Annotated in this window: 18 protein-coding genes; 7 read left to right on the forward strand and 11 right to left on the reverse strand. The window is 44.5% G+C overall.

All coding sequences use genetic code 11. From position 1 onward, the window contains the following. Positions 1 to 27 precede the first annotated feature (27 nt). From pncB to ACS8FD_RS00185, 5 genes are all read right to left on the reverse strand, one after another. The gene (gene pncB, locus ACS8FD_RS00165; RefSeq protein ID WP_439273881.1) at positions 28 to 1254 is read right to left on the reverse strand and encodes a nicotinate phosphoribosyltransferase; all 1227 of its coding nucleotides are present in this window, start codon (positions 1252 to 1254) and stop codon (positions 28 to 30) included. 141 nt (positions 1255 to 1395) lie between these two features. Next, positions 1396 to 3156: a bifunctional peptide-methionine (S)-S-oxide reductase MsrA/peptide-methionine (R)-S-oxide reductase MsrB gene (gene msrAB, locus ACS8FD_RS00170; RefSeq protein ID WP_439274037.1), complete on the reverse strand. Its 1761-nt coding sequence runs from the start codon at positions 3154 to 3156 to the stop codon at positions 1396 to 1398. Positions 3157 to 3614: 458 nt separating this feature from the next. Then, positions 3615 to 4508 (reverse strand): ATP-binding cassette domain-containing protein, encoded by an 894-nt coding sequence (locus ACS8FD_RS00175; protein ID WP_439274038.1) that lies wholly within the window; start codon positions 4506 to 4508, stop codon positions 3615 to 3617. A 78-nt stretch (positions 4509 to 4586) separates the two neighbouring features. Then, entirely contained in the window at positions 4587 to 6557 is a 1971-nt protein-coding gene (locus ACS8FD_RS00180; protein ID WP_439273882.1) for a glycine betaine ABC transporter substrate-binding protein, read from the reverse strand. Between the two features lie 260 nt (positions 6558 to 6817). Continuing rightward, positions 6818 to 8248, reverse strand: coding sequence for a coniferyl aldehyde dehydrogenase (locus ACS8FD_RS00185; protein WP_439274039.1), 1431 nt, complete (start codon positions 8246 to 8248; stop codon positions 6818 to 6820). A gap of 142 nt (positions 8249 to 8390) precedes the next feature. Between ACS8FD_RS00185 and ACS8FD_RS00190 the strand changes: the two genes are divergently transcribed. The 4 genes from ACS8FD_RS00190 to ACS8FD_RS00205 all read left to right on the forward strand — a co-directional run bounded on the left by ACS8FD_RS00190 (position 8391) and on the right by ACS8FD_RS00205 (position 10789). Further along, positions 8391 to 8612: a hypothetical protein gene (locus tag ACS8FD_RS00190; RefSeq protein ID WP_439273883.1), complete on the forward strand. Its 222-nt coding sequence runs from the start codon at positions 8391 to 8393 to the stop codon at positions 8610 to 8612. Further along, positions 8584 to 9414 carry a lipoyl(octanoyl) transferase LipB gene (lipB, locus tag ACS8FD_RS00195; RefSeq protein ID WP_439273884.1) on the forward strand — a complete coding sequence of 277 codons (831 nt, stop codon included), beginning with the start codon at positions 8584 to 8586 and terminating at the stop codon, positions 9412 to 9414. The genes ACS8FD_RS00190 and lipB overlap by 29 nt, the downstream gene beginning before the upstream one ends. 174 nt (positions 9415 to 9588) lie before the next feature. Beyond that, positions 9589 to 10119 (forward strand): inorganic diphosphatase, encoded by a 531-nt coding sequence (locus ACS8FD_RS00200; RefSeq protein ID WP_025644142.1) that lies wholly within the window; start codon positions 9589 to 9591, stop codon positions 10117 to 10119. Positions 10120 to 10324: 205 nt separating this feature from the next. After that, entirely contained in the window at positions 10325 to 10789 is a 465-nt protein-coding gene (locus tag ACS8FD_RS00205) for a hypothetical protein (protein WP_439273885.1), read from the forward strand. Between the two features lie 141 nt (positions 10790 to 10930). Here the strand turns inward: ACS8FD_RS00205 and ACS8FD_RS00210 are convergent, their stop codons facing one another. Then, entirely contained in the window at positions 10931 to 11143 is a 213-nt protein-coding gene (locus ACS8FD_RS00210; protein ID WP_439273886.1) for a hypothetical protein, read from the reverse strand. Between the two features lie 72 nt (positions 11144 to 11215). Then, positions 11216 to 11671, reverse strand: coding sequence for an Lrp/AsnC family transcriptional regulator (locus ACS8FD_RS00215; RefSeq protein ID WP_439273887.1), 456 nt, complete (start codon positions 11669 to 11671; stop codon positions 11216 to 11218). A gap of 148 nt (positions 11672 to 11819) precedes the next feature. Here ACS8FD_RS00215 and ACS8FD_RS00220 point away from each other — a divergent pair, with 148 nt between their 5' ends. Next, positions 11820 to 12737, forward strand: coding sequence for a DMT family transporter (locus ACS8FD_RS00220; protein ID WP_439273888.1), 918 nt, complete (start codon positions 11820 to 11822; stop codon positions 12735 to 12737). 616 nt (positions 12738 to 13353) lie between these two features. Here the strand turns inward: ACS8FD_RS00220 and ACS8FD_RS00225 are convergent. The 4 genes from ACS8FD_RS00225 to ACS8FD_RS00240 all read right to left on the reverse strand — a co-directional run bounded on the left by ACS8FD_RS00225 (position 13354) and on the right by ACS8FD_RS00240 (position 18527). Further along, positions 13354 to 14241 (reverse strand): SDR family NAD(P)-dependent oxidoreductase, encoded by an 888-nt coding sequence (locus ACS8FD_RS00225; RefSeq protein WP_201602533.1) that lies wholly within the window; start codon positions 14239 to 14241, stop codon positions 13354 to 13356. Between the two features lie 271 nt (positions 14242 to 14512). After that, positions 14513 to 15520, reverse strand: a complete 1008-nt coding sequence (gene dusB, locus ACS8FD_RS00230; RefSeq protein ID WP_439274040.1) for a tRNA dihydrouridine synthase DusB — start codon at positions 15518 to 15520, stop codon at positions 14513 to 14515. 177 nt (positions 15521 to 15697) lie between these two features. Further along, positions 15698 to 17746: a BCCT family transporter gene (locus ACS8FD_RS00235; protein ID WP_439273889.1), complete on the reverse strand. Its 2049-nt coding sequence runs from the start codon at positions 17744 to 17746 to the stop codon at positions 15698 to 15700. Between the two features lie 352 nt (positions 17747 to 18098). Next, the gene (locus ACS8FD_RS00240) at positions 18099 to 18527 is read right to left on the reverse strand and encodes an HIT family protein (RefSeq protein ID WP_439273890.1); all 429 of its coding nucleotides are present in this window, start codon (positions 18525 to 18527) and stop codon (positions 18099 to 18101) included. Positions 18528 to 18685: 158 nt separating this feature from the next. Here ACS8FD_RS00240 and ACS8FD_RS00245 point away from each other — a divergent pair, with 158 nt between their 5' ends. Both ACS8FD_RS00245 and ilvD read left to right on the forward strand, forming a co-directional pair. Beyond that, on the forward strand, positions 18686 to 19462 hold the full coding sequence (locus ACS8FD_RS00245; protein WP_439273891.1) for a hypothetical protein: 777 nt from the start codon (positions 18686 to 18688) through the stop codon (positions 19460 to 19462). Between the two features lie 220 nt (positions 19463 to 19682). Beyond that, positions 19683 to 21593, forward strand: a complete 1911-nt coding sequence (ilvD, locus tag ACS8FD_RS00250) for a dihydroxy-acid dehydratase (RefSeq protein ID WP_439273892.1) — start codon at positions 19683 to 19685, stop codon at positions 21591 to 21593. Positions 21594 to 21686: the final 93 nt, after the last annotated feature.

Consider the following 21686-nt stretch of genomic DNA (forward strand, 5'->3'; position numbering starts at 1 on the left):
AGCATACGCCACTAATACAAAGCTACCCTACTCTGGCTCATCAACCTCAAACACTTGCCGCAAATACGCCAGATAAGTGTCATTATTGATCATGGTTTTGCCAGGGCTATCCGATATTTTTGCTACTGGCTGACCATTACACTCCACCAGTTTGAGTACAATGTTTAATTGCGTCAGACCCATGTCATTAGTGAGATTAGTACCAATACCAAAGCTGGTTCTAATGCGATCCTTAAAGTACTGATGCAGCTCCCACGCTTTTTCTAAGTTTAAGCCATCGCTGAAAGTGATAATCTTGGTTTTTGGATCGATTTTTAGCTTTTTATAATGGGCGATAGCTTTATCCCCCCAAAGATAAGGGTCACCGCTATCGTGTCGTAAGCCATCAAATAGCTTAGCAAAGTACAAATCAAAATCGCGTAAGAACGCATCCATGCCTACCACATCGGTCAAAGCTATACCCAAATCGCCACGATATTCATGCACCCAAGCTTCTAGTGCCGCCTTTTGTGAGTCACGCAGACGCACATCTAAAGCCTGAAACGCTTGCATAAACTCATGCGCCATCGTGCCTATTGGCGTCATCTTTAGTGTCTTAGCCAAGAGCACATTAGAGGTACCACTGATAATTTTGGGTTCGGCCTGATGCAAAGTCTTGACCACATGTGCTTGCCAGCGTTTACTAAAGCGCCGACGCGTGCCAAAATCAGCAACGATAAAGCGCGGTACATCAAGCTCATTGTTGTCCTGCTGCTCGGCATACTGATGCAGTAAAGCCACTTTAGCATCTAAGCGGCGCTGCCCCTCTGCGATGACTTGCGGATTGGATAACGCATTGAAATATAGCTCATTAACGATAGCCAGTACAAACACCTCAAAGAACATCGCTTGGATCATTGGCCCTTCAATATCGATAAACAAGCGTCCTTTGCTATCAGTACTCACAGTGATAAAGCGCCGCTTGAGCTGAAATAGCTCCAAATAATCGACAAAATCTGAGCGCATAAAGCGTAGCGTTCGCAAGTACTCTAATTCATCAGGTAAAAACCGCAGCTGACATAGGCTATCTAATTGCTGCTCTAGTGACTCTTTTATATTGGCTAGCGGATAAGCGGCATCATTGTTATTGCGGCAGCGAAAACGATACACCCCATGCGTCTGCGGAAACTGATGCAGCATTGCTTGTAGCATAGTGAACTTGTAGAGATCATTATCTAGCAGTGAGGTAATAATTGGGGTAAAAGTAACAGCCATGCGGTAACCTTAGCGTATGAATTTTCTGTAATAAAGAGATTTTGTGACGAACAGCGATAAATAAAAACAAACAAAATAGGGCTTAAGTATAACGCCATTATCTAGCATTTGCTTATCTGCCGCTTAATAACCTCAAGACGGTTACGATTTAACCAATTTCACTAACGGTGCATACCCTGATTGCGGCATGACACTGACGGGGATAAATTGTAACGCTCCGCCATTAATGCAATAGCGCAAACCGCCGCGATCTTTTGGCCCATCGGGGAAGACATGACCCAAATGTGAGTCGGCTACCCGCGAGCGAATCTCAGTACGTACCATGTTATAAGATAAATCATCACGCTCAGTGATCACTTGCTTGTCGATAGGCTTAGTAAAACTCGGCCAACCACAGCCCGACTGATATTTATCGGTCGATAAAAATAACGGCTCGCCGCTCACCACATCGACATAGATGCCTGGCGCAAATAAGTCATCATATTCATGACTGAACGCGCGCTCAGTGCCCGCCTCTTGAGTAATATTGTATTGCGCTTTAGTTAAGGTATTCTTCAACGCGCCTTTATCGAAGTCAGAATAGCGTTTTGGGTCTAAAGTCTCAGCAACGGTGCTGACGGGTGCAAGTTTAGTCGGTTTATTGCCGTTACCGCCAGTCTCTTCTGGCTTATCATCAGCTAAGCTCAAATCAACATGACAATAGCCGTTAGGGTTTTTGGCTAGGTAATCTTGATGATACATCTCAGCTAAATAGAAGTTATCTAGCGCTTTATTTTCAACGACTATGGGCTGCTTATATTGACTCTGCACCCGTGTCAGCGCCGCGTCAATAACAGCTTTGTCTTCTTTATCGGTATAATAAATTCCTGAGCGATACTGCACGCCGCGATCATTACCTTGCTTATTAAGGCTAGTCGGATCAATCACGCGTAAGTAGTATTTTAAAATCGTCTCTAAGTCGGTCTTATCGGCATCATAAGTGACTTTTACCGTTTCGGCATGCCCTGAGCCGCGTATCACTTGCTCATAGCTTGGATTGGCAGTATCGCCATTGGCATAGCCGGACACCGCATCGACAACGCCGTCAACACGCTCCATATAGGCTTCTACGCCCCAGAAACAGCCACCCGCTAAGTAGATGCTGCGCGTATTAATGGGCAAGCCCTTATCATTATAATAAACGCCATCTTTTTGCTTAATCGTCTCTATCTTAGAGTTATCATCTAAGGCCCGCGCTTGCACTGGTTTGGTTTGGCCGCTCTTTAGTTCTGCAAAGTCATTATCCGCATTATCCGCTAGCGCATAGGCTTGCTCGGCTGAAATATTGCCTTTGACCAAATGTACCAGATTGCCTTTTTTATCGAGTATTGCCCAGCTTGGATAGACTTGGACGCCAAGGGTGCTAATCAGCTCACCAGCAGTATCTACTAATACGGGCAATTTAGGATAGTCGGCTTGAATACCAGCGTACCAGCTTGCAAACTCTCTCTCTGTTTTTTCATTGAGATGTCCCGGACTGGCTACGGTGATGACATTTAGATCAGCAAACTTAGGATCTGTGCGCCACTCTTGGGTCTCCTCGAGCGTTCCTAAACATAACGGGCACCAGCTTGCCCAAAACTTTATCAAGGTCGGTTTGTTTGGATCAATAACTGAGGAGCCATCGCTACCTAGGCCTTGGGTCAATTGCGGCAAGGCTTGTATTTGTTTTAGCATATCAGATGGCAGCATATCACGTGAGCGGCTCACCCCTTTATTTTGACTTTTTGGCGTGTTATTCGCGCCACTTTCAGCGTTACTGACTTGACCGCAGGCTAGTAATAATCCAGCGCTTAATACCGTCGTTAAGCTTGCCGCACTGATACGCTTGAACCAAAGTGGCTGAGGCTTATTGTTTTTCATCATGTTACTTATCCCAATTCGTTGTATTTATAGCGTTGATCGTTTTTTCTTTAAGCGCGGTATTTATTTTTGACAAAACCTTTTGCATAACACTTTTGATATAAAAAGGTCATTATGGATTCGTGAAAAATGAGAGCCAACTTGGAAAAGGTTTTATGAACTTTATAGAGTAGATATTGGAGAGAAAAAAGTTTTGGCTGACCTTTTTCTCTAGATTGATAGTATTATGAATTTAAACGTACTACGTTATTTCTGAAGCGAATCGACTCTGCTTTATGCATCCTATTTTGGCTATATAATATGAGCATTATAGGGCTAAAACAATGAGCTAATGTTAACAGTACTGTCTGGATATTAAGATTCTGTTAATAAGTAATGATATTTCGTTCAAAAGAACGCCATGCAATACCTAATTATAGGCAGGTTTTTAAGCGCGAAATATCATTATCTATCATGGCTTAATGCTTAGCGCTCATAAACTGCGCGACATAGTCATCGGCAGGATTATCCCGCAGCTCGTTTGGCGTCCCTGTTTGTACTAAGCGGCCGCCGTTTAAGATGCTAATACGCTGACCGACCTTGACCGCTTCGTCGATATCATGAGTGATAAAGACGATGGTCTTATTGAGCCGAGCCTGTAGCTCTAGTAGCTGATCTTGTAGTTGACTACGAATGAGCGGATCGAGTGCGGAGAAGGCTTCATCCATCAGCAGTATTGGATTATCGGTGGCTAAAGCGCGCGCCAGCCCTACCCGCTGCTGCATACCGCCTGATAGCTCATCAGGATAGCTATGCTCCAAATTAGGCAAACCGACTTCATTTAGCCAATGACGAGCAATCTCATGACGCTCGCTGACACTCATCTTACGCACGCGCAGTCCGTAAGCGACATTCTGTATCACGGTTAGATGCGGCATCAGACCAAAATGCTGAAACACCATACTGACCGTATGCTGACGATACTGCTGCAAGCCTTTATCATCCAGATCTAAGATATTGATCGCAGAGTTGGCGTTATGGGTTAGTGAAGACTTTTGGCTAGTCTCACTTGGCTTGTGAGTGGCGCTGTTATCTAGTTGCGTATTGACCCAAATCTTGCCCGTAGTAGGATCAATTAAGCGATTAAGATGGCGTATCAACGTAGATTTACCAGAGCCTGATAAGCCCATAATACAGTGCAGCTCACCAGCTTCGATTGCTAAATTGACATCGTATAGACCGACCGAATAGCCGGTTTGTGCTTTAACACGCGTACTATCCATGCCGTCAGCCAATAAGTCTAAGGCTGACTGCGCTTGCTTTGGGCTTGCATTATAAATCTTACTGATATTCTCTAATTTAATATGATCCATCATTTTTCTCAGTATTTATTATTTATGTCAGTGCTTGCTATTTAGTTGTTATTAGTAAGGACGAATCACAAATACGGCTTAACCGATCGTTGGGCGCCTGCCTTCTTCGATAGTCTTTTGCCGCGCACGCTTACCTTGACCAAAAGCTTGGCTGATACGGTCAATAATAATCGCCACAATGACGATTGCGGTTCCCGCTTGTAGCCCTTGACCAATATTGAGCGTTTGAATAGATTGCAGTACATCTTCGCCAAGTCCCGGCGCGCCAATCATCGAGGCTAGTACCACCATCGCCAGCGACATCATCACTGCCTGATTGATCCCTGCCATAATACTCGGTAGCGCTTGCGGTAGCTTAATCCATATCAGCAGCTGCCAGTGCGTACTACCAAACGAGCGACCCGCTTCGATCATTTCATGATTGACCTGCTTGATTCCTAAAGTCGTCAAACGTATCAAAGGCGGTAGCGCATAAATAATGGTAGCGAACAGCGCCGGCACCTTACCGATACCAAATAGCATCAGCACGGGTATCAGATAGACAAAGCTTGGCATGGTCTGCATGACATCGAGAATAGGGGTAACGATTTTGCGTAATAAGGCGCTCCCCGACATCGCAATACCGATAGGAATACCGATGACGACAGTAACTAGTACCGAGACGATTAATAAAGCTAAGGTATCGATCAAAGCGCCCCACAGTCCAAACGCGCCAATCAAGAATAGCCCTACTCCGCAAGCGATAGCGAACCATATTTTGCGCACCCCAAACCAAGCTAATACCGTCACTAACGCGATAATCAGCCAAGGGGGAATCACCGTTAACAAGCGCTCAATAGGTAATAATAAATATGTCAAGGTCACGCGACTAATACTACGAAACACCTCTCCATAATCTCGAACGACCAATGCTAACGCTTTATTGAGCGGGGTCTCAAGCGACCATTCTGGAAAGCTTGATGACAGACCTAATAAGTTGTCCGATTGGGCGGCGTCATTGAGCGGTGAGTCAATGCTCGTATCGCCAGCGCTAGCACCTGTCAAGCTTATTCCTAGATCAGTTGCTAATGCAGTGGCGGCTTCTGTAGAGAGCCAGTTCTGCCAAATATCAGGGTTTTGTTGCAAAAACAGCAAAGCTTGCTCATCACCGCTACGCTTATTCTCGCTCATCTCCAAGATCGCGCCATTGAGCTGGTCGGGAGTGAACTGCACTTTTTTGAAGGCTTGCGTCAATTCTGGATTGCTATCGACAAACGGAGTAGATACTGCGATAGCTAACGGCGAAACGGGAAAGCCGGTCACACAATCAGAAGTACCATTCGCTAATAATAAATCATCCCAGCACTTCTTATCATGCTCAGGAAACTCAAGCGGTGCAAAGTCGTATTTCGCCATCAGTCCTGTCGGCTGCCAGTAATAAAACAATAACGGCTTACGCTGCTCAAATGCTGAGGAAATCTCAGCATCGAGCGCCGCTCCTGTTCCAGGGCTAGTGACATTAAAGATACGATCTAAGCCGGTGTTTTTGAGTAGACGCACATTGAATATCTCACAAGTCCAGCCTGCAGGACAGTTCATAAAACGGGCTTCATCAGGGCTTTCAGGATCAGTGAATAGCTCAGCGTACTCTGGCAAGTCTTGATAATGACGTAGACCCGGATTATCATCCATTACGTATTGCGGCACATACCAGCCTTGCGTCGCACCGCCTTTTAGCGTATCGCCAATGATCGTCACTTTATCGTCTTCAATAGCTTGCTCTAAGATGGGTGAGCGTCCTATCCACTGCTCGCCGATGACTTGTATGTCATCTTGCAATAGCGCGTTCTCAAGCGCTGGCCCCGCTCCGGGTACTTCTTCAACGACGCAGCCGTAGCCGCTCTCAGTAATGTACTTGAGGACGCCTGTAGTGAACTGCCCGCTCTCCCAAGTAAGCGCGCCAAACTTAATGGGGGTCTCACAAGACGATGTGGAAGCTGCAGCCGAGGCAGATAAAGGCAGTAATAGTGAGCTTAATAGGAGTAAGCTAAAAGCAATCCATTGGCGCATAATAAATCCTATATATGGTTTTAGCGATGACTACTTATGATCAAAGCGAGCTTTTATGACTATTGGTCTTTATAAATATTAGCTTGTATAGCCTTTCGCTGGTAGCTATGAGACGGTAATCGCAGCGCCATAAAAGATGGGTATGAAATATGAGTAATGAATAGTATGTAGAACCTTGGCAGGTTTTGACAGTATTTTTTCAAAAAAATAGCGCTTATCAAAATAAACGCTATTTTATTATTCTATTCATTTAAAAAGAGCTATTTCAGCATTAAGCCCATTGCTCTTTTAAAGAAACCACCATAAGGCGGCAATAGTAAATTCATACCATTTAATTTATTTTGTACAAAAATAGGCTTCATATGGCTCAAGCGCTCAAATCCTGCTTGGCCATGATAAGCACCCGTACCTGAATGACCAACACCGCCAAACGGTAAATCATGCTGCACGACGTGCAATATTACTTCATTGATACATAGGCCGCCTGATACGGTATGTGAACGCACTTGCTCAATCTCATTTTGATCATCGCCAAAGACATACAATGCAAGAGGACGCGGACGCGCATTGACATAATCGATAGCGTCTTCTAGCGTGTCATAGTGCACTAGCGGCAACACAGGGGCAAAGATCTCATTTTGCATCACTTCACTATCATCGTTAGGCTCGCTGACGATAATCGGCGGCATCAAGCGCGTGTCGATATTAGGCTCGGCATCGGTTAGTAGATGCACATCCTCACCGGGCAGCTGATCGAGATAGCCCTTCACGCGTTTGAACTGTTGATTATTAATGATGCGTGAATAGTCTGGATTGTCGGCAATATTAGGATAGTGCTTATCCATCCACTCTTTGGCTAAGCGGATAAACTCCTCATGATCTTTACGCTGTACTAGCACATAATCAGGTGCGATACAGGTTTGACCCGCATTGAGAGTTTTGCCCATCATCACGCGGTTAACCGCTGACTCAAGATTAGCACCATTTAGCACGATGACCGGCGACTTACCGCCAAGCTCAAGCGTCACTGGCGTCAAATTAGGCGCAGCAGCTGCCATGACTTTTTTGCCGACAGCGGTTGAGCCAGTGTAGAGCAAATGGTCAAAGGGCAGCTTGCTGAACTCTTGAGCAATATCAACCTCCCCTAACACTACACAGACCATATCTTGCGAAAAATAGCGCGCCACGGCCTCTGCAAACGCTTGCGCAAATTTCGGCGCCGCTTCACTCATTTTTACCATGACGCGATTACCTGCCGTGAGCGCATCTATTATCGGCCCTACCGCCAAAAATAATGGGTAATTCCAAGGCACCATAATACCAACCACGCCTAGCGGCTGCGGCTGAATCTCATTATGAGCGGGCATATAAAGTGCTGAGATGGAAGCACGGCGCGGTTTCATCCATTTTTTGCCGTATTTTCTAGCGTGACTGATACCGGTAAAGCTTGGGAATAGCTCTGCAAATTGCGTCTCAGACTCACTACGATAGCCAAAATCGGCACTGATCGCTTGCGCTAAGCTATGTTGCTTATCACTTAACATGAGCTCCAAGTTATCTAATTGCTCAACGCGAGTTGTCCAATCATTGATAGGCTGATCACGGCTCAGCTTATATAAGCGCGAAAACTGCGCTTGCATCTCATCAATAGTCGTCGCAATGCTTAGCGACTTATTCGTCTCGTTTGCCATATGATGACGAGTTTGCTCAACAATGTGATCATCGGCTTGATAGTTATTTTGCTGTGTATCTGTCATTTGTCGTCCTTGTCATAAAAGCTAGCGTCAAGACGCACTAGCGGGTTGCTATCTAATGTAGCGTATTGATTAGCGAATGAAAAGCACGATTAACAAACTTATAGGTTCGCATCTGTTTACTCTTTTAAGCACAGTTGATGCCTTAAGCAACTTTTTAAGCGACTTTTCATACGGCTTTCATAAAAACTGCTACACTAAATACCCTAATTATTTCAATAACGGCAGGCTGCTGATTAAGGCGCGTCCTGATTGTGAAAATAGAGATAAAAATGGCGAAATCGATGCTCAAAATTACTGATATGCTCGTTAGCAAAACCCTACACGCTGCTGACTATAATCCGACCAACGATGCTATGCGAGAGCGCATATTAGAACGTATTGCGCTAAAACAGCAGCAAGGCTTGCGGACCCCCGATGAGCTATGGATTGTCGATCACAACGATGTCTATACTTTAGGTCAAGCCAGCAAACCCGAGCACATATTGCAGCAAACAGATACCCCTATCATTCAAACCGATCGCGGCGGACAAGTGACTTGGCATGGACATGGCCAGTTAGTGATCTATTGGCTGTTCGACTTAGACAGCTTAGGCTGGAGCGTACGCAATTTAGTTTCTCACGCAGAGCAAGCCTTAGAAGATGTGATCAATGATTGCCTCAAGAGTCACTGCTCCAGTGAAAGCGCAGCATCAGACTTTAAAGCCAAAGCCCGGCGTGATGCCCCAGGCGTCTACATCTACTCAGGGACAGTTACCGATGAAGCTAATACTGAAGCTCAGACAACTGATAATATTATGCTCGGTAAAATCGCCTCATTAGGATTCAAAATAAAGCACGGTTTTAGCTATCATGGTTTAGCGCTCAATATCAACTGCGACTTATCAGCTTTTAACGCCATTAACCCTTGCGGTTACGCGGGCATGCAAATGCTGCGCTTGGCAGATTTTGTCTCTATTGATAATAACGACGTGGATAATCACAAAATGAATAATAACGAAACGGCGCTCAGTTACAAGCGAGTCAGCCAGATGCTTATTGATAATATTGCACAGCGCCACGCCGGCGATATTGCTCTGCGTCCTGTACCGCCAAAGTCTTAGACTGCATAATATCGTGCCAGTATAGACTTAAGGCAAACAAGAAAAATAAATACAAACTTGTTATACTCGCACTCGGCAGCCATTAAGCACTGCGAGATTTGTGGTTTAATGGCGCGGTATAAACACAGATATTCTTTTTTAATATTCAATAATAGCAACAGTTGGAGACCCTTTATGGCAGATTTTAATCAGATTTTGGACGCCGGTGATGTTGATGGCGGCGTTATCAATGTAGTCGTTGAGATACCTACTGGTAGCAGCCACAAAATCGAATGGAACCGTGAGCTTGCTGTATTCGAGCTTGATCGTATTGATCCGCAAATCTTTGCTAAGCCTTGTAACTATGGCTTTATCCCGCAAACCCTTGACGAAGATGGCGATGAGCTTGATGCGCTAATCATCACTGAGCAGCCACTGCCAACAGGTATCTTTTTGAAAGCTAAAGTTATCGGCGTTATGAAGTTCGTTGATGATGGCGAAGTCGATGACAAGATCGTTGTCGTGCCTGCCGATGATCGTGATACGGGCAACGCTTATAACAGCTTAGAGGACTTACCTAAGCAGCTGATCAACCAGCTAAACTTCCACTTTAGTCACTATAAAGACCTCAAAAAAGCCGGTACTACGGTCGTTGAGTCTTGGGGCGATGTTGCGGAAGCCAAAGAGGTAATCAAAGAGTCTATCCAGCGCTGGAAAGATCTATAAGTGAATACTTGCGTTTTATGACGCCGCTCTTCATTTAACAGTCATTATGTTGCTTAAAAAGAGCGAGCTTTTATTTGCTGCAATCCGAATGGGTTGCAGCATTTTTTTTGAAGATTTGGGTAACGATTTGCTTGTCCCTTAGCGCTTTTAGAGTTGCTATAATAAACCCTATCTGACCAAATATTACTATCAAAAAAGGCTCCTTATGTTTAATCCAGACGCCAGCTCTCAAGCCATCCGTAAAAAACTGCCAAAGTCGGTCGTCATAATGATCGAAAAAGGTAATCTTGTCATGGCCATCAAGACGTTAGCCGCTGACGAGGGTATCAGTATGGACGCCGCTAAAGCGCGTATCGATGAATATGAAGCCGCCCTCAAAACCAAACAACACCAACAACTCACTTCTATCGCCAGTAAGCAAGGCATTCCAAATAGTGCTATTAGCTCAGATAGAGAGGTCGCTAATGAAGATACTGCGCCTCTACAAAAACAACGGGTGAAATCTACGCCTCCTGAAGCAGGCTTTAAGAGCTTGCAGCGCGGTGTCGATAGTAAGCTCGATTATATCGGCTATAAAAAACCCCTACTGCCCTATTGGGCTAAACGCCTATTAATTATCGCTGTCGTGATGTTAGGGTTATTTTGGATATTGTGGCGTATTTTTGGCTAGATGACAGTTTCGTGAGTCTGTTATAGGTGGTTGTTTAATAGTGGTCTTTAAATAGGTTTACAGGGTGAAATGACTGGTTCAGTTGGGGTATACGCTATAAAAACTTTCTGGTTTATGACCCCAAGCCGATAACAATAGTGCCTAACTAGGTAGATTAGGGCTATCTAGACTGGATTTTTTATCCGTATCAGGATTGGTATTCGTTAGAGTATAAGGCGCAACAAACTTAAAAATGTTTTTATCATTTGAAATGTTCAACGCAGTGATATTAGTATAGTCAAGCCATGCTGCATAATGTTCATTGTTTGACAGGACGCCTTTTACATAAGGCTTTTCATTTTTACTAGTGCTCAACTTGGTAAACTCTGTCAATTGGATTTGATTCTTATGATCGGGAAAAGTGATATAAATAGGCATCAAAAGATATCATGTGAAAATGGGCAACGTTGTTTTATTAACCACTTTTCTCACTGATAAGTGGGTATGTATGTCTTTAACGCTAGTCAGCTTATGCAACTTACGCGTAAACTCTTCATAACCGTTGAGGTCTGCGCTGACTACTTCCAATAAGTAATCATAAGGGCCCGAGAGCACATGGCCGTTGATGACTTCGTCCATCTCAGATAACGCATTTTCAAAAGCGATAATTGACGCTTCTTGATGATTATTGAGACTAACTTCCACAAAAAAGCTCATCTTAATACCAGCTTTCACTCTACTGACGTTCGCTTGGTAACCCTCTATATAGGATTCATCTTCTAAACGTTTCAGGCGCCTAGCACAAGGTGAGGGTGACAGACCAATGCGCTCAGCTAATTCAGCTGTCGATAAGCGTCCTTCTTTCTGAAGCACTTCCAAAATATGACGGTCGATTTTATCCATGTATTGCCTTTCTGGTTTTTTAAGACAATAATTCTACATTAATTGGCATTATCCACTAAATAAGTATAGATTTGCAATAAAAAAATAAAGATAAAAGCGCGATATTTGATTGATAATTAGGCTTTGTATATAAGCTTAAGATATCGACATGAATACAATCTTTCAATCATCTCCGCGCAAAAACACCTCATTTGCAATGTCTCCGCTAGCGAAAGGCTATGTGGCTATGATTGTCGTGCTACTTATTTGGTCAGGTTTTGCATTGACTGTCCGAGCTATTGGTGGGTCATCGCTAAGTATTGCTGATGTCATGCTCATTCGATTTAGCGTGCCATTACTTTTATTGACACCTTGGGCATACTCCAGTTTGAGGGAGATCAAAAATATCAAATGGTTTGATGTCTTATTTATATTATGTGGCGGCGTGCCCTTTCTTTTACTAGCTTCCTTTGGCGCAAGAACTGCTCCTGCTGCTTACGTTGGTACTATTTTGACAGGGACGCCAGTATTCTTTGCCGCCCTCTTATCTTTTATTTTTTATCGTCAAAAGATATCGTTAAAAAAGTTTTTGGCATTCATTCTGATTCTGTTTGGTGTAACCGCTATGATTATAGGGAATGCAGGGTCTTCGCCTGAAAGTTTGCTACATGGCGTGGCCTTCTTATTGCTTGCAAGCTTGGTCTGGGCAGGTTATACCTTGGGTCTTAAAAATACAAAGTTAAGTCCAATAGCGGTGGCTATCGTACTTTCTTACACATCATTTTTTATAGTATTAGTGATGGTTCTTGTTGGCATTCTAAAGACAAACCTAGGAGTCGTTTCTTTTGACGACGCGCTACCTTTTATTTTGGTACAAGGCGTTGGTGTTGGGGTGGTCTCAACCATTGGGTTTTCTTATGCAGTCAACAAGCTGGGCTCTATTCGCACCTTGCTACTTGGTTCCTTGTCTCCTGGACTGACCGCCTTACTTGCAGCGTTAATACTTCATGAGCCTTTAACAATAGTAGTGGTATGCGGCATAATGTTAAGCTCAATTGGCGTTATTTTATCTAATCGAGTGAAGTAAATGAAAACCAGTAAGCTTGCTAAAAAACCGTAGAGCTGATTTTAATAAACGCATAATTTTTAGTTTGATTATTATTGTTGAGCTATATAACTAGAACCTCCCAAGTTAGAGCGTGTTGAACATTCACAAATGCGCACTGCTGATAGCTAAAATAGTTCTAGTCGTCGTTAAAATTGCAGATAATGCTTATTGCATTGGCTAGCTGATTTTATTTAAACAGTCGCAACGACTAGGGCGATTTTAGCATCAGCCCTTACTACAACAATAGGGACAGGACTATTTTTTGCCGCTTTATTGATAAAAATAGACGCTTAGAACGACTAAACTTACCATTTTTATCTGCAAATCGCCTAAAAAATAGTCTCTGTCAGTGCCATGGTCGAATGTTCAACACGCCCTAATATCTATAGATTTGACAGCACAGGTCAGTTCGATGACTGTATAGCGTACCGATTACGAATAGAGTATGTATGATAGGTACACCATGAGGTACACTGAAGCTGTTTCAATGAGTAGAGATATTGATATCATTAGCTCCTAGACAAAGGTTCAAGTTCTCACTAGGGAACCACTTGTTGTTCCCTTAACAAAACTGACGACAAACTAAAATGCTATTTTAATGATGCTCGCCTGGCAGGATTCTAGCAAAGGCGCGCTGCGCTAAAGTAGGCTTAGTATCTGTCGTTTGCGCAGCCGATGAGCTTGGGAAGATACGATAGCCGATAGACTGAATGCCAACGTTGATGGCTGGCGCTAGCGAATAAGTTGCAGAGGCAAACTTACCCATGCCGCTGGCGATACTATTGGGTTTTTTCACGATAGCTTTGGCTACCATCATAGCCGCCTCATTAGGCATCAGTGCTGGCATGTAGCGATATAGTTTGGTCGGTGCAATCATCGGCGTGCGCACCAGCGGCATAAAGATATTGGTAATGGTAATGTTATCGCCTTTGACCTCAGCAGCTAAGCAGCGACTAAAAGCATCTAGAGCAGATTTTGAGGCGACATAAGCGCCAAAACGTGGACTATTGGCTAGTACACCAATCGAGGATATATTGACGATTTGACCGGTTTTTTGCTCTATCATGCCGGGTAAGAAAGCCAAGATAATCTTAACTGCGCCAAAATAGTTAATATCCATGGTGCGCTCAAAATCATGAAAGCGATTGACTGACTCATGAACGGAGCGGCGGATGGAGCGGCCTGCATTATTGACGAGTACGTCGATACTGTCGAAGTCTTCTTGGATGAGCTGACTGGTCTTTTCGATATCGTCCATGTCGGTCAAGTCACAAGGATAATAGCTGGCCTTGCCGCCTAATACTTCGATATTTTCTTTGACGACCTTTAGCTTCTCTTCAGTACGGGCAAGTAAGATAACGTGTGCACCGCACTCACTAAGTAAAAAAGCCGTACGCTCGCCGATACCACTTGAAGCACCGGTGATGATGATATTTTTACCTTTGACGACTTTGCTAATTTTTTTCTTTGAAGGGTTTGCCATAAAACATCCTTGTTATTTAATTATTGTATATGTGACTGCCCGACACTACTGCCTGTGTGTACAGCGTAACCTCGAGCAAAATATAGCCCCTACTCCTATAAAGACTACATAGTAAGACCTGCATCTTTGACTTTACTTGATTTGGAGAATATATACAATGGTCATAGAGACACTCTTAAGCGTAAAAGGTGCTTAGCGAGTGTTTTGTCTAGTGACTTCATCTCAGCTTTGACGCTGCATACCGTTTGAGCAGAAAAATAAAGGCTTACTATCATTCGTGCGCTTGTAAGAACTCCTCCACTACTCGAAACTGCCCTGCCGTACTCTCCTCGCCATACATCGCTTGACGAAAGGCGTTAGAACTAGGAATACCTGTGGTGTACCAAGCGATATGTTTACGTGCGATACGGCATCCTGAATACTCACCATAAAAGTCATACAGCTCTTGCAAGTGTGCTAACACTATATCTTTGATCTCGCGGATAGTAGGCGCAGCTAATTGTTCACCGGTACGCAAGTAGTGCTCAATATCGCGAAACAGCCACGGCTGGCCTTGTGCGGCGCGGCCTATCATTACCGCATCACAACCGGTTAACTCATAAACCTGTTGAGCTTTTTGTGCACTATCAATATCACCATTGGCAATCACCGGAATGCTCACACTGTCTTTGACCGCGCGTATCAACTCATATCTAGCATGACCTGTGTACATATCCTCACGCGTACGCCCATGAATAGCGATAGCAGCGATACCCGCCTGCTCTGCGCGCTTGGCTACTCGTAGGATGTTCTCGCGACCATTTTCAAAGCCTAAACGTGTTTTTAAGGTCACAGGGGCATCAACAGCATTTACCGCCGCGTCGAGCAATCTTGCGACTAAATCCTCATCCTGCAATAGCGCTGAGCCTGCCAGCTTACGGCAGACCTTTTTGGCAGGACAGCCCATATTGATATCGATAATCTGCGCACCGTTATCGATCTGATAACGCGCCGCTTCGGCGAGCTTATCGGGTTCCGCGCCCGCTATTTGCGCGGAGATAGGCGCGATCTCCCCATCGAAGTTGGCGCGGTATAGTGATTTTTTACGCGCATAGAGCGCAGTATCCGCAATAATCATCTCACTGACCGCGTGACCGGCGCCAAAAGACTTACATAGTTTACGAAAAGGATTGTCCGTCACCCCAGCCATTGGCGCGACCATTAGACGGTTTTCAATGCTCAGGCCGCCAATAGTCAGTGGCTGGAGCAAGGGATGATCATGAGCGACGGGTACGGGCATATTACAAGACTCTAAAGGCACAATGTTCAAAACAGACATAAAAAATGGCTTGTTTTTACGAATATACTCGAATAAAAACAAGCCGTTATTCTAAGGGTTTATAGCTAGATTGCAAGGTATCAACCTAGCCGTTATTAGATAAATTAAAGCTTATAAAAGCCATTTAATAACTAATAGCTACTTATCAAACACACCGCCTTGCTCTAAAGTAATATTGTCATCATGTTCCTGCATGCGCCACGGTAAACTATTAGGTGATTCGTGCAAGAACTTTAAGTACTTCTCGAATTGATCAATAATGTCATTGATCACCGACTCTGACTGATAGCCATATAAGTCATAAGTTTGGGCACCGCGGCGCAGGTACACTTGCGCACGATGATAATGCTCTTGCGATAGTCCATTTTTTGATTCATCTGGATAATAGTCAGGTGTATCGTGATGCGACAAACGCACTTCGTACCAAAACTCAACATCATCGCCGCGCTGTAGCTCTAGTACCGCGCGATTGTTAGTTTCATCGTAATTGACCTCAGGAACCCAACCTGTCTCTTTAAACTTCTCAGCCACCTTAGTCATCGACGACATGACCGTACCCTTAATATAGTCTAGCACCTCATCACGGCTGGGCTGCTCGGTGATATAGTCAATACGATCACGCCATGACTCAAGTTTGAGCAAATGCGGCGGAAGATGGTTGTCATTGGCAAGGCTTTGATTGCGATGACCTTCAATAAGCAGCGCGCGCCACATGCCAAAGATAGAAATTAAGATAATAATGGCAAAAGGTAACGCGCTAACGATAGCCGCCGTCTGCAATGCTGTCAGACCACCTGCGATGAGTAAAACCGCTGCAACCGCACCCTCTGTCACTACCCAAAATGAGCGCTGCCACCACGGTGTATCGCTACGACCACCCGCGGCTAGCGAGTCAATAACCAGCGAGCCTGAATCTGAAGAGGTCACAAAAAAGGTAATAATCAACAATACCGTAATAGAGGATATGATCTGTGTAAAAGGTAAATTCTCAAGTAGTTTAAATAACGCGATAGCTTGGTTGTTCTGTACCTCAGTAATCAGTGAGTCATAGCCTTGAACCATGATCATATGTAGCGCGGTATCACCAAATACTGAAAACCAAAAAAAGGTGAAGATCGTCGGTACTAGCATGACTCCCGCAATGAACTCACGAATCGTCCGACCACGGCTGATTTTGGCAATAAACAACCCAACGAACGGCGCCCAAGCGATCGTCCATGCAAAAATAAATAATGTCCAACTACCAATCCAATCACTAGACTTATAGGCCTGTAAACTAAAGCTACGCTCGACGATATTACCCAAATAACTGCCCGTATTTTCCATAAAAGCGTTGAGAATAAATATTGTGGGACCCACAACGAATACAAAAATCATGAGCGAGGTTGCTAACACCATATTTAGGATAGATAAGCGCTTGACCCCTTTGTCCATACCTGCCAACACTGATATCAGCGCCAAACCTGTTATCGCGGCAATCGTGATCACTTGTACCGTAGTATTGACGGGAATGACGTCTGGCAACAGATAATTAAGACCGGCATTAATTTGTGCGACAGAGAGCCCTAAACTTGTGGCAATACCGAACATCGTGCCCAAAATCGCAAAGACATCAACGGTATGACCAATAGGTCCATGGATTTTATCGCCGATGAGCGGATACAAAGTGGAGCGCACAGATAAAGGTAAACCATGTCGAAAGGCAAAATACGCAAGCGATAAGCCAACCACTCCGTAAATGGCCCAAATATGAAAACCCCAATGGAAATACGCAATTTGCATCGCCTCTTTTGCTGCGGCAATGGTCTCAGGCGTAGATGACGGTGGACTAGCAAAATGTATGACTGGCTCGGCTACCCCATAAAATAGCAGCGCAATACCGTAACCTGCTGAAAACAGCATCGCAAACCATTCAAGAAATTTATATTCCGCCTCACCATGATCGGGGCCAAGCTTGATACTGCCATAAGATGAAAACGCTAGCATAATGATAAAAATCAAAAATATAGCGACTGCTAGCATATAAAACCAGCCGAAAGTATCGGTAATAAAACCGAGCACATCACTAAACACCGCACCAGCAGCTTCTGGATTAACAGATGTACCAATAACGAGTAAAATCATGATGATAGCTGCTGGCACAAATACCGGCAGCAAAATAGTAGAACGAGAGGATCTATTTTCCATAAAGGTGGTCTCTTATTATTATAAAAGCTCGTTATGCCAACGGAGTTTTATTACTAGCTAGCCTTTGGTCATTGAGCATTGATCACTAAGCATTGAGCAGTTACCGCCGCTAAACATGAATAACAACCCCCTCTTGTTTTAGACCTGTTGTAAGGCTGCTTCAAGCGCATGTCATAAACAATAGAAGTTGTAAGCGATAATAATTACCATAGTCGCTGGAGAAACCCCAGAAAATGTCCTGTTGTATAACAATATATTAACGTTTGTTACTAGATAGTTACTTAAAATTAAGGAAGGCTACTTGTTAGTAGCCTTCCTTGCTGTTGAACAGTGCGTACACCTTCAAAATACTTTATTCAATTATTTTTTTAGCAAGCTGCTGTGCAATATCGGCTAACTCTACATTATCCGCCTGAACTGCAGCGTGACGACCCAGCTCATGAATGCTGCTTGGAATCAGATGAATATGATAATGAAACACCGTTTGCCCAGCTTCACTACCGTTTAGCTGCATTTGAATAACACCTTCGCGCGCAAATACTTGCCGCTGGGCTGCCATCACTTTTTTGGCCGTCATGAGTACCGCTGCCGCATATTCTGGCTCAAGACCGGCTAAATCTACCGCTTTTTGCTTAGGGATAACGAGGACGTGACCTTTAGCTTGCGGCATGATATCCATAAAAGCTAACGTTTTATCATCTTCATAAACCTTATGATAAGGAATATCACCATTTAGCATTTTGGCAAAGATGTTATTGTCGTCGTAGGTATTCTGGCTCATTATTTTAATCCTTTATTTGTTAGAAACTGACTCTACATTATAGTGGACGAATATTTACCTTAGTTCAAGTCGTGTCTCATCCGAAAAACCCTAAATTGATGACGAGACAGGTTATAAAAAATGTTATATTAGTAGCCTATTCTTATCACTTTGAGCTTATGAATTTGACTGCCTCAACGACTGCTTCGCCGACTCAATTCGTCAATACTATCGACACTCATATCGAGCGAGAAGACGATGGTCTTACTAGTCATGCAGTTTCCGATGATAATGGATCTATAGCAGCTGATAATCATAAAAATATAGACCCGAGCGCGATTATCTTAGCCGAAGCGTTAACTGATAGCGCTATTGCTTGGCGTATCCATAACTGCAAAGTTAACAAAAAAACGGTAACGCAAGACTTACCACTGCCCTTTTTATACCATTACGATCGTTTAGACGACGTGATTAAACAGGCGAATCCGTTAACGCCACATTTACTGTCGCAGTTTAATACACCCATGAGCGCTATCGCGGCGGCAAGCCTTATAGGTATTGATACCGCTCTCATCACGAGCCCTTGGCATGTCAAAGTGACAGGCTCGTTAGTGGTATTTAGTGAAGCGCTGCAACTGGCAGTACGTTTGCATTGGACCAATACGGGCAAAGCGACGGAGCAGATCTATACTAAGGATGCCAATGATGCGCTAATAACTGCCTTCGACGACTGGCAGTTTTTTGGTCGTATTGATGTGCTCTATAAAAACGCCAAGCAGGCATTGGTTAGTATCGATGAAAGCGCCACAGGTCATGAGCAAGTGCTTAGCTTTGAGGCCAGTACTGACTATCAATACTTGCCAGCGACTCATGCCTTGACTGTTATTGCTAAATTAGAATCAGATAAAGCCGAGCTACCTTGGTTTGAATCGGCTATTTTGGAGCGGCTTGCATAGCGTTAATTGACTTCATCATTTACGCTTGAACGATTCAACATCCTAAAGCTATTAGCGGATTATTTTGACTTACTCATAGCTGATGGTAAGGTAGCGACTTAGTATTATTCACTTGTCATCAGATTTTATTAAAAGCACAATAATTACACAAAACACTATGACGTTATTATATTTGTAGGTAAAAATTTAAATTATCTCGCTCAATCGTAAGGAATATCATATGGATTATCGCTCAAAAACCTCTACTGGTGGGCGCAACATGGCAGGCGCACGAGCGTTATGGCGCGCAACGGGGATGACTGATGGCGACTTTGGTAAGCCTATCATTGCTATTGCCAACTCTTTTACTCAGTTCGTACCCGGTCACGTACATCTAAAAGACTTAGGGCAATTGGTCGCGCGTGAGATCGAAAGCGCAGGCGGTGTGGCTAAAGAGTTCAATACTATCGCTGTCGATGATGGTATTGCTATGGGTCACAGCGGTATGCTCTACTCCTTGCCCAGTCGTGACTTAATCGCTGATTCAGTTGAGTACATGGTCAACGCACACTGCGCCGATGCTTTAGTTTGTATCTCTAACTGCGATAAAATTACTCCGGGTATGTTGATGGCAGCTATGCGTCTTAATATCCCAGTAGTGTTTATTTCAGGCGGGCCGATGGAGGCTGGTAAAGTACTGGCCAGTACGGTCGGTCACAGTCATAATAATGATGGCGAAAGTGATTCGCAGGGTGTCGATAGCAAAGGCAATGCCATTCGCAAACTCGATCTTGTCGATGCGATGATGGACGCCGCTGATGACAGCATTAGCGATGAAGAAGTGCTGGCCATTGAGAGCTCGGCGTGTCCGACTTGCGGCTCTTGTTCTGGTATGTTTACCGCCAACTCGATGAACTGCTTGACTGAAGCCTTAGGATTAGCATTACCGGGCAATGGCTCGCTACTTGCCACGCACTCGCTACGCCGCGAGCTATTCTTAGAAGCTGGTCGTACTATTGTCTCTCTTGCCAAGCGCCGCTATGAGCAAGATGATGACTCGGTGCTACCGCGCTCTATCGCTACTAAAGCGGCCTTTAAAAATGCCATGACCCTAGATGTCGCTATGGGTGGCTCGACCAATACTATTTTGCACTTATTAGCTGCGGCTAATGAGGCCGAAGTCGATTTTAAGATGTACGATATCGACCAGTTAAGTCGCAATGTGCCTTGTTTGGCTAAGGTTGCTCCAGCCTCGCAAAAGTACCACATGGAAGATGTGCATCGGGCGGGCGGCGTATTTGCGCTGTTAGCTGAGCTGGATCGGGCGGGCTTGCTCACCACTGATTTGCCGACTATTCATAGCGCTACCATGAAAGAGGCGATCGATAAGTGGGACATTATGAACCCTGATAACACTGAGGCACGAGCGCGCTATCTTGCCGCCCCAGGTGGCGTACGTACTACGCAAGCCTTCTCCCAATCAAAAGAGTGGTCAAACCTCGATGTCAATCGTGAGTCAGGCTGTATCCGTAGTGCCAAGCATGCGTATACCGCAGATGGTGGCCTTGCGGTGCTGTACGGTAATATCGCTGAACGTGGCTGCGTGGTCAAAACCGCAGGTGTCGATGAGAGTATCTTAGTCTTCACTGGACGCGCGCGCATCTTTGAATCACAAGATGATGCCGTCACCGCCGTGCTCGATAACAAAATCGTCGCAGGCGATGTGGTCATCATTCGTTATGAAGGCCCTAAAGGCGGCCCGGGTATGCAAGAGATGCTCTACCCAACGACGTACCTAAAGTCTAAAGGCTTGGGTAAAGAGTGCGCCCTACTCACCGATGGCAGATTTTCGGGTGGTACGTCCGGCTTATCCATTGGACATGCCAGCCCTGAAGCCGCTGAAGGTGGTGCTATTGGTCTAGTGGTCGAGGGCGATACGATTCACATTGATATTCCTAACCGTACCATCAATATGGACGTAAGTGATGCAGATTTAGCAGCGCGCCGTGAAGAAATGGAGAGCCGTGGCAGTGATGCTTGGAAACCTGTCAGCCGTAATCGTTATGTGACTCCTGCACTGCGCGCCTATGCCGCAATGACAACTAGTGCGGATACTGGCGCGGTACGCGATGTCAGTCAAGTAGAGCGCTAATAGTTTCTTTATAAACCCTTCTCGATAGCCTTAAAAAAAGCCAGCCGACGTGCTGGCTTTTTGCTATCTAAAAACAGCTGACTTATCTTTAGT

This window comes from Psychrobacter sp. 1U2 (genome assembly GCF_051847575.1).

What these genes read in the sequence shown, in the direction of transcription:
- pncB (WP_439273881.1), bottom strand. Translation starts at nt 1,254, where the DNA reads ATGGCTGTTACTTTTACCCCAATTATTACCTCACTGCTAGATAATGAT.
- msrAB (WP_439274037.1), bottom strand. Translation starts at nt 3,156, where the DNA reads ATGAAAAACAATAAGCCTCAGCCACTTTGGTTCAAGCGTATCAGTGCG.
- ACS8FD_RS00175 (WP_439274038.1), bottom strand. Translation starts at nt 4,508, where the DNA reads ATGGATCATATTAAATTAGAGAATATCAGTAAGATTTATAATGCAAGC.
- ACS8FD_RS00180 (WP_439273882.1), bottom strand. Translation starts at nt 6,557, where the DNA reads ATGCGCCAATGGATTGCTTTTAGCTTACTCCTATTAAGCTCACTATTA.
- ACS8FD_RS00185 (WP_439274039.1), bottom strand. Translation starts at nt 8,248, where the DNA reads ATGGCAAACGAGACGAATAAGTCGCTAAGCATTGCGACGACTATTGAT.
- ACS8FD_RS00190 (WP_439273883.1), top strand. Translation starts at nt 8,391, where the DNA reads ATGAAAAGCACGATTAACAAACTTATAGGTTCGCATCTGTTTACTCTT.
- lipB (WP_439273884.1), top strand. Translation starts at nt 8,584, where the DNA reads ATGGCGAAATCGATGCTCAAAATTACTGATATGCTCGTTAGCAAAACC.
- ACS8FD_RS00200 (WP_025644142.1), top strand. Translation starts at nt 9,589, where the DNA reads ATGGCAGATTTTAATCAGATTTTGGACGCCGGTGATGTTGATGGCGGC.
- ACS8FD_RS00205 (WP_439273885.1), top strand. Translation starts at nt 10,325, where the DNA reads ATGTTTAATCCAGACGCCAGCTCTCAAGCCATCCGTAAAAAACTGCCA.
- ACS8FD_RS00215 (WP_439273887.1), bottom strand. Translation starts at nt 11,671, where the DNA reads ATGGATAAAATCGACCGTCATATTTTGGAAGTGCTTCAGAAAGAAGGA.
- ACS8FD_RS00220 (WP_439273888.1), top strand. Translation starts at nt 11,820, where the DNA reads ATGAATACAATCTTTCAATCATCTCCGCGCAAAAACACCTCATTTGCA.
- ACS8FD_RS00225 (WP_201602533.1), bottom strand. Translation starts at nt 14,241, where the DNA reads ATGGCAAACCCTTCAAAGAAAAAAATTAGCAAAGTCGTCAAAGGTAAA.
- dusB (WP_439274040.1), bottom strand. Translation starts at nt 15,520, where the DNA reads ATGCCCGTACCCGTCGCTCATGATCATCCCTTGCTCCAGCCACTGACT.
- ACS8FD_RS00235 (WP_439273889.1), bottom strand. Translation starts at nt 17,746, where the DNA reads ATGGAAAATAGATCCTCTCGTTCTACTATTTTGCTGCCGGTATTTGTG.
- ACS8FD_RS00240 (WP_439273890.1), bottom strand. Translation starts at nt 18,527, where the DNA reads ATGAGCCAGAATACCTACGACGACAATAACATCTTTGCCAAAATGCTA.
- ACS8FD_RS00245 (WP_439273891.1), top strand. Translation starts at nt 18,686, where the DNA reads ATGAATTTGACTGCCTCAACGACTGCTTCGCCGACTCAATTCGTCAAT.
- ilvD (WP_439273892.1), top strand. Translation starts at nt 19,683, where the DNA reads ATGGATTATCGCTCAAAAACCTCTACTGGTGGGCGCAACATGGCAGGC.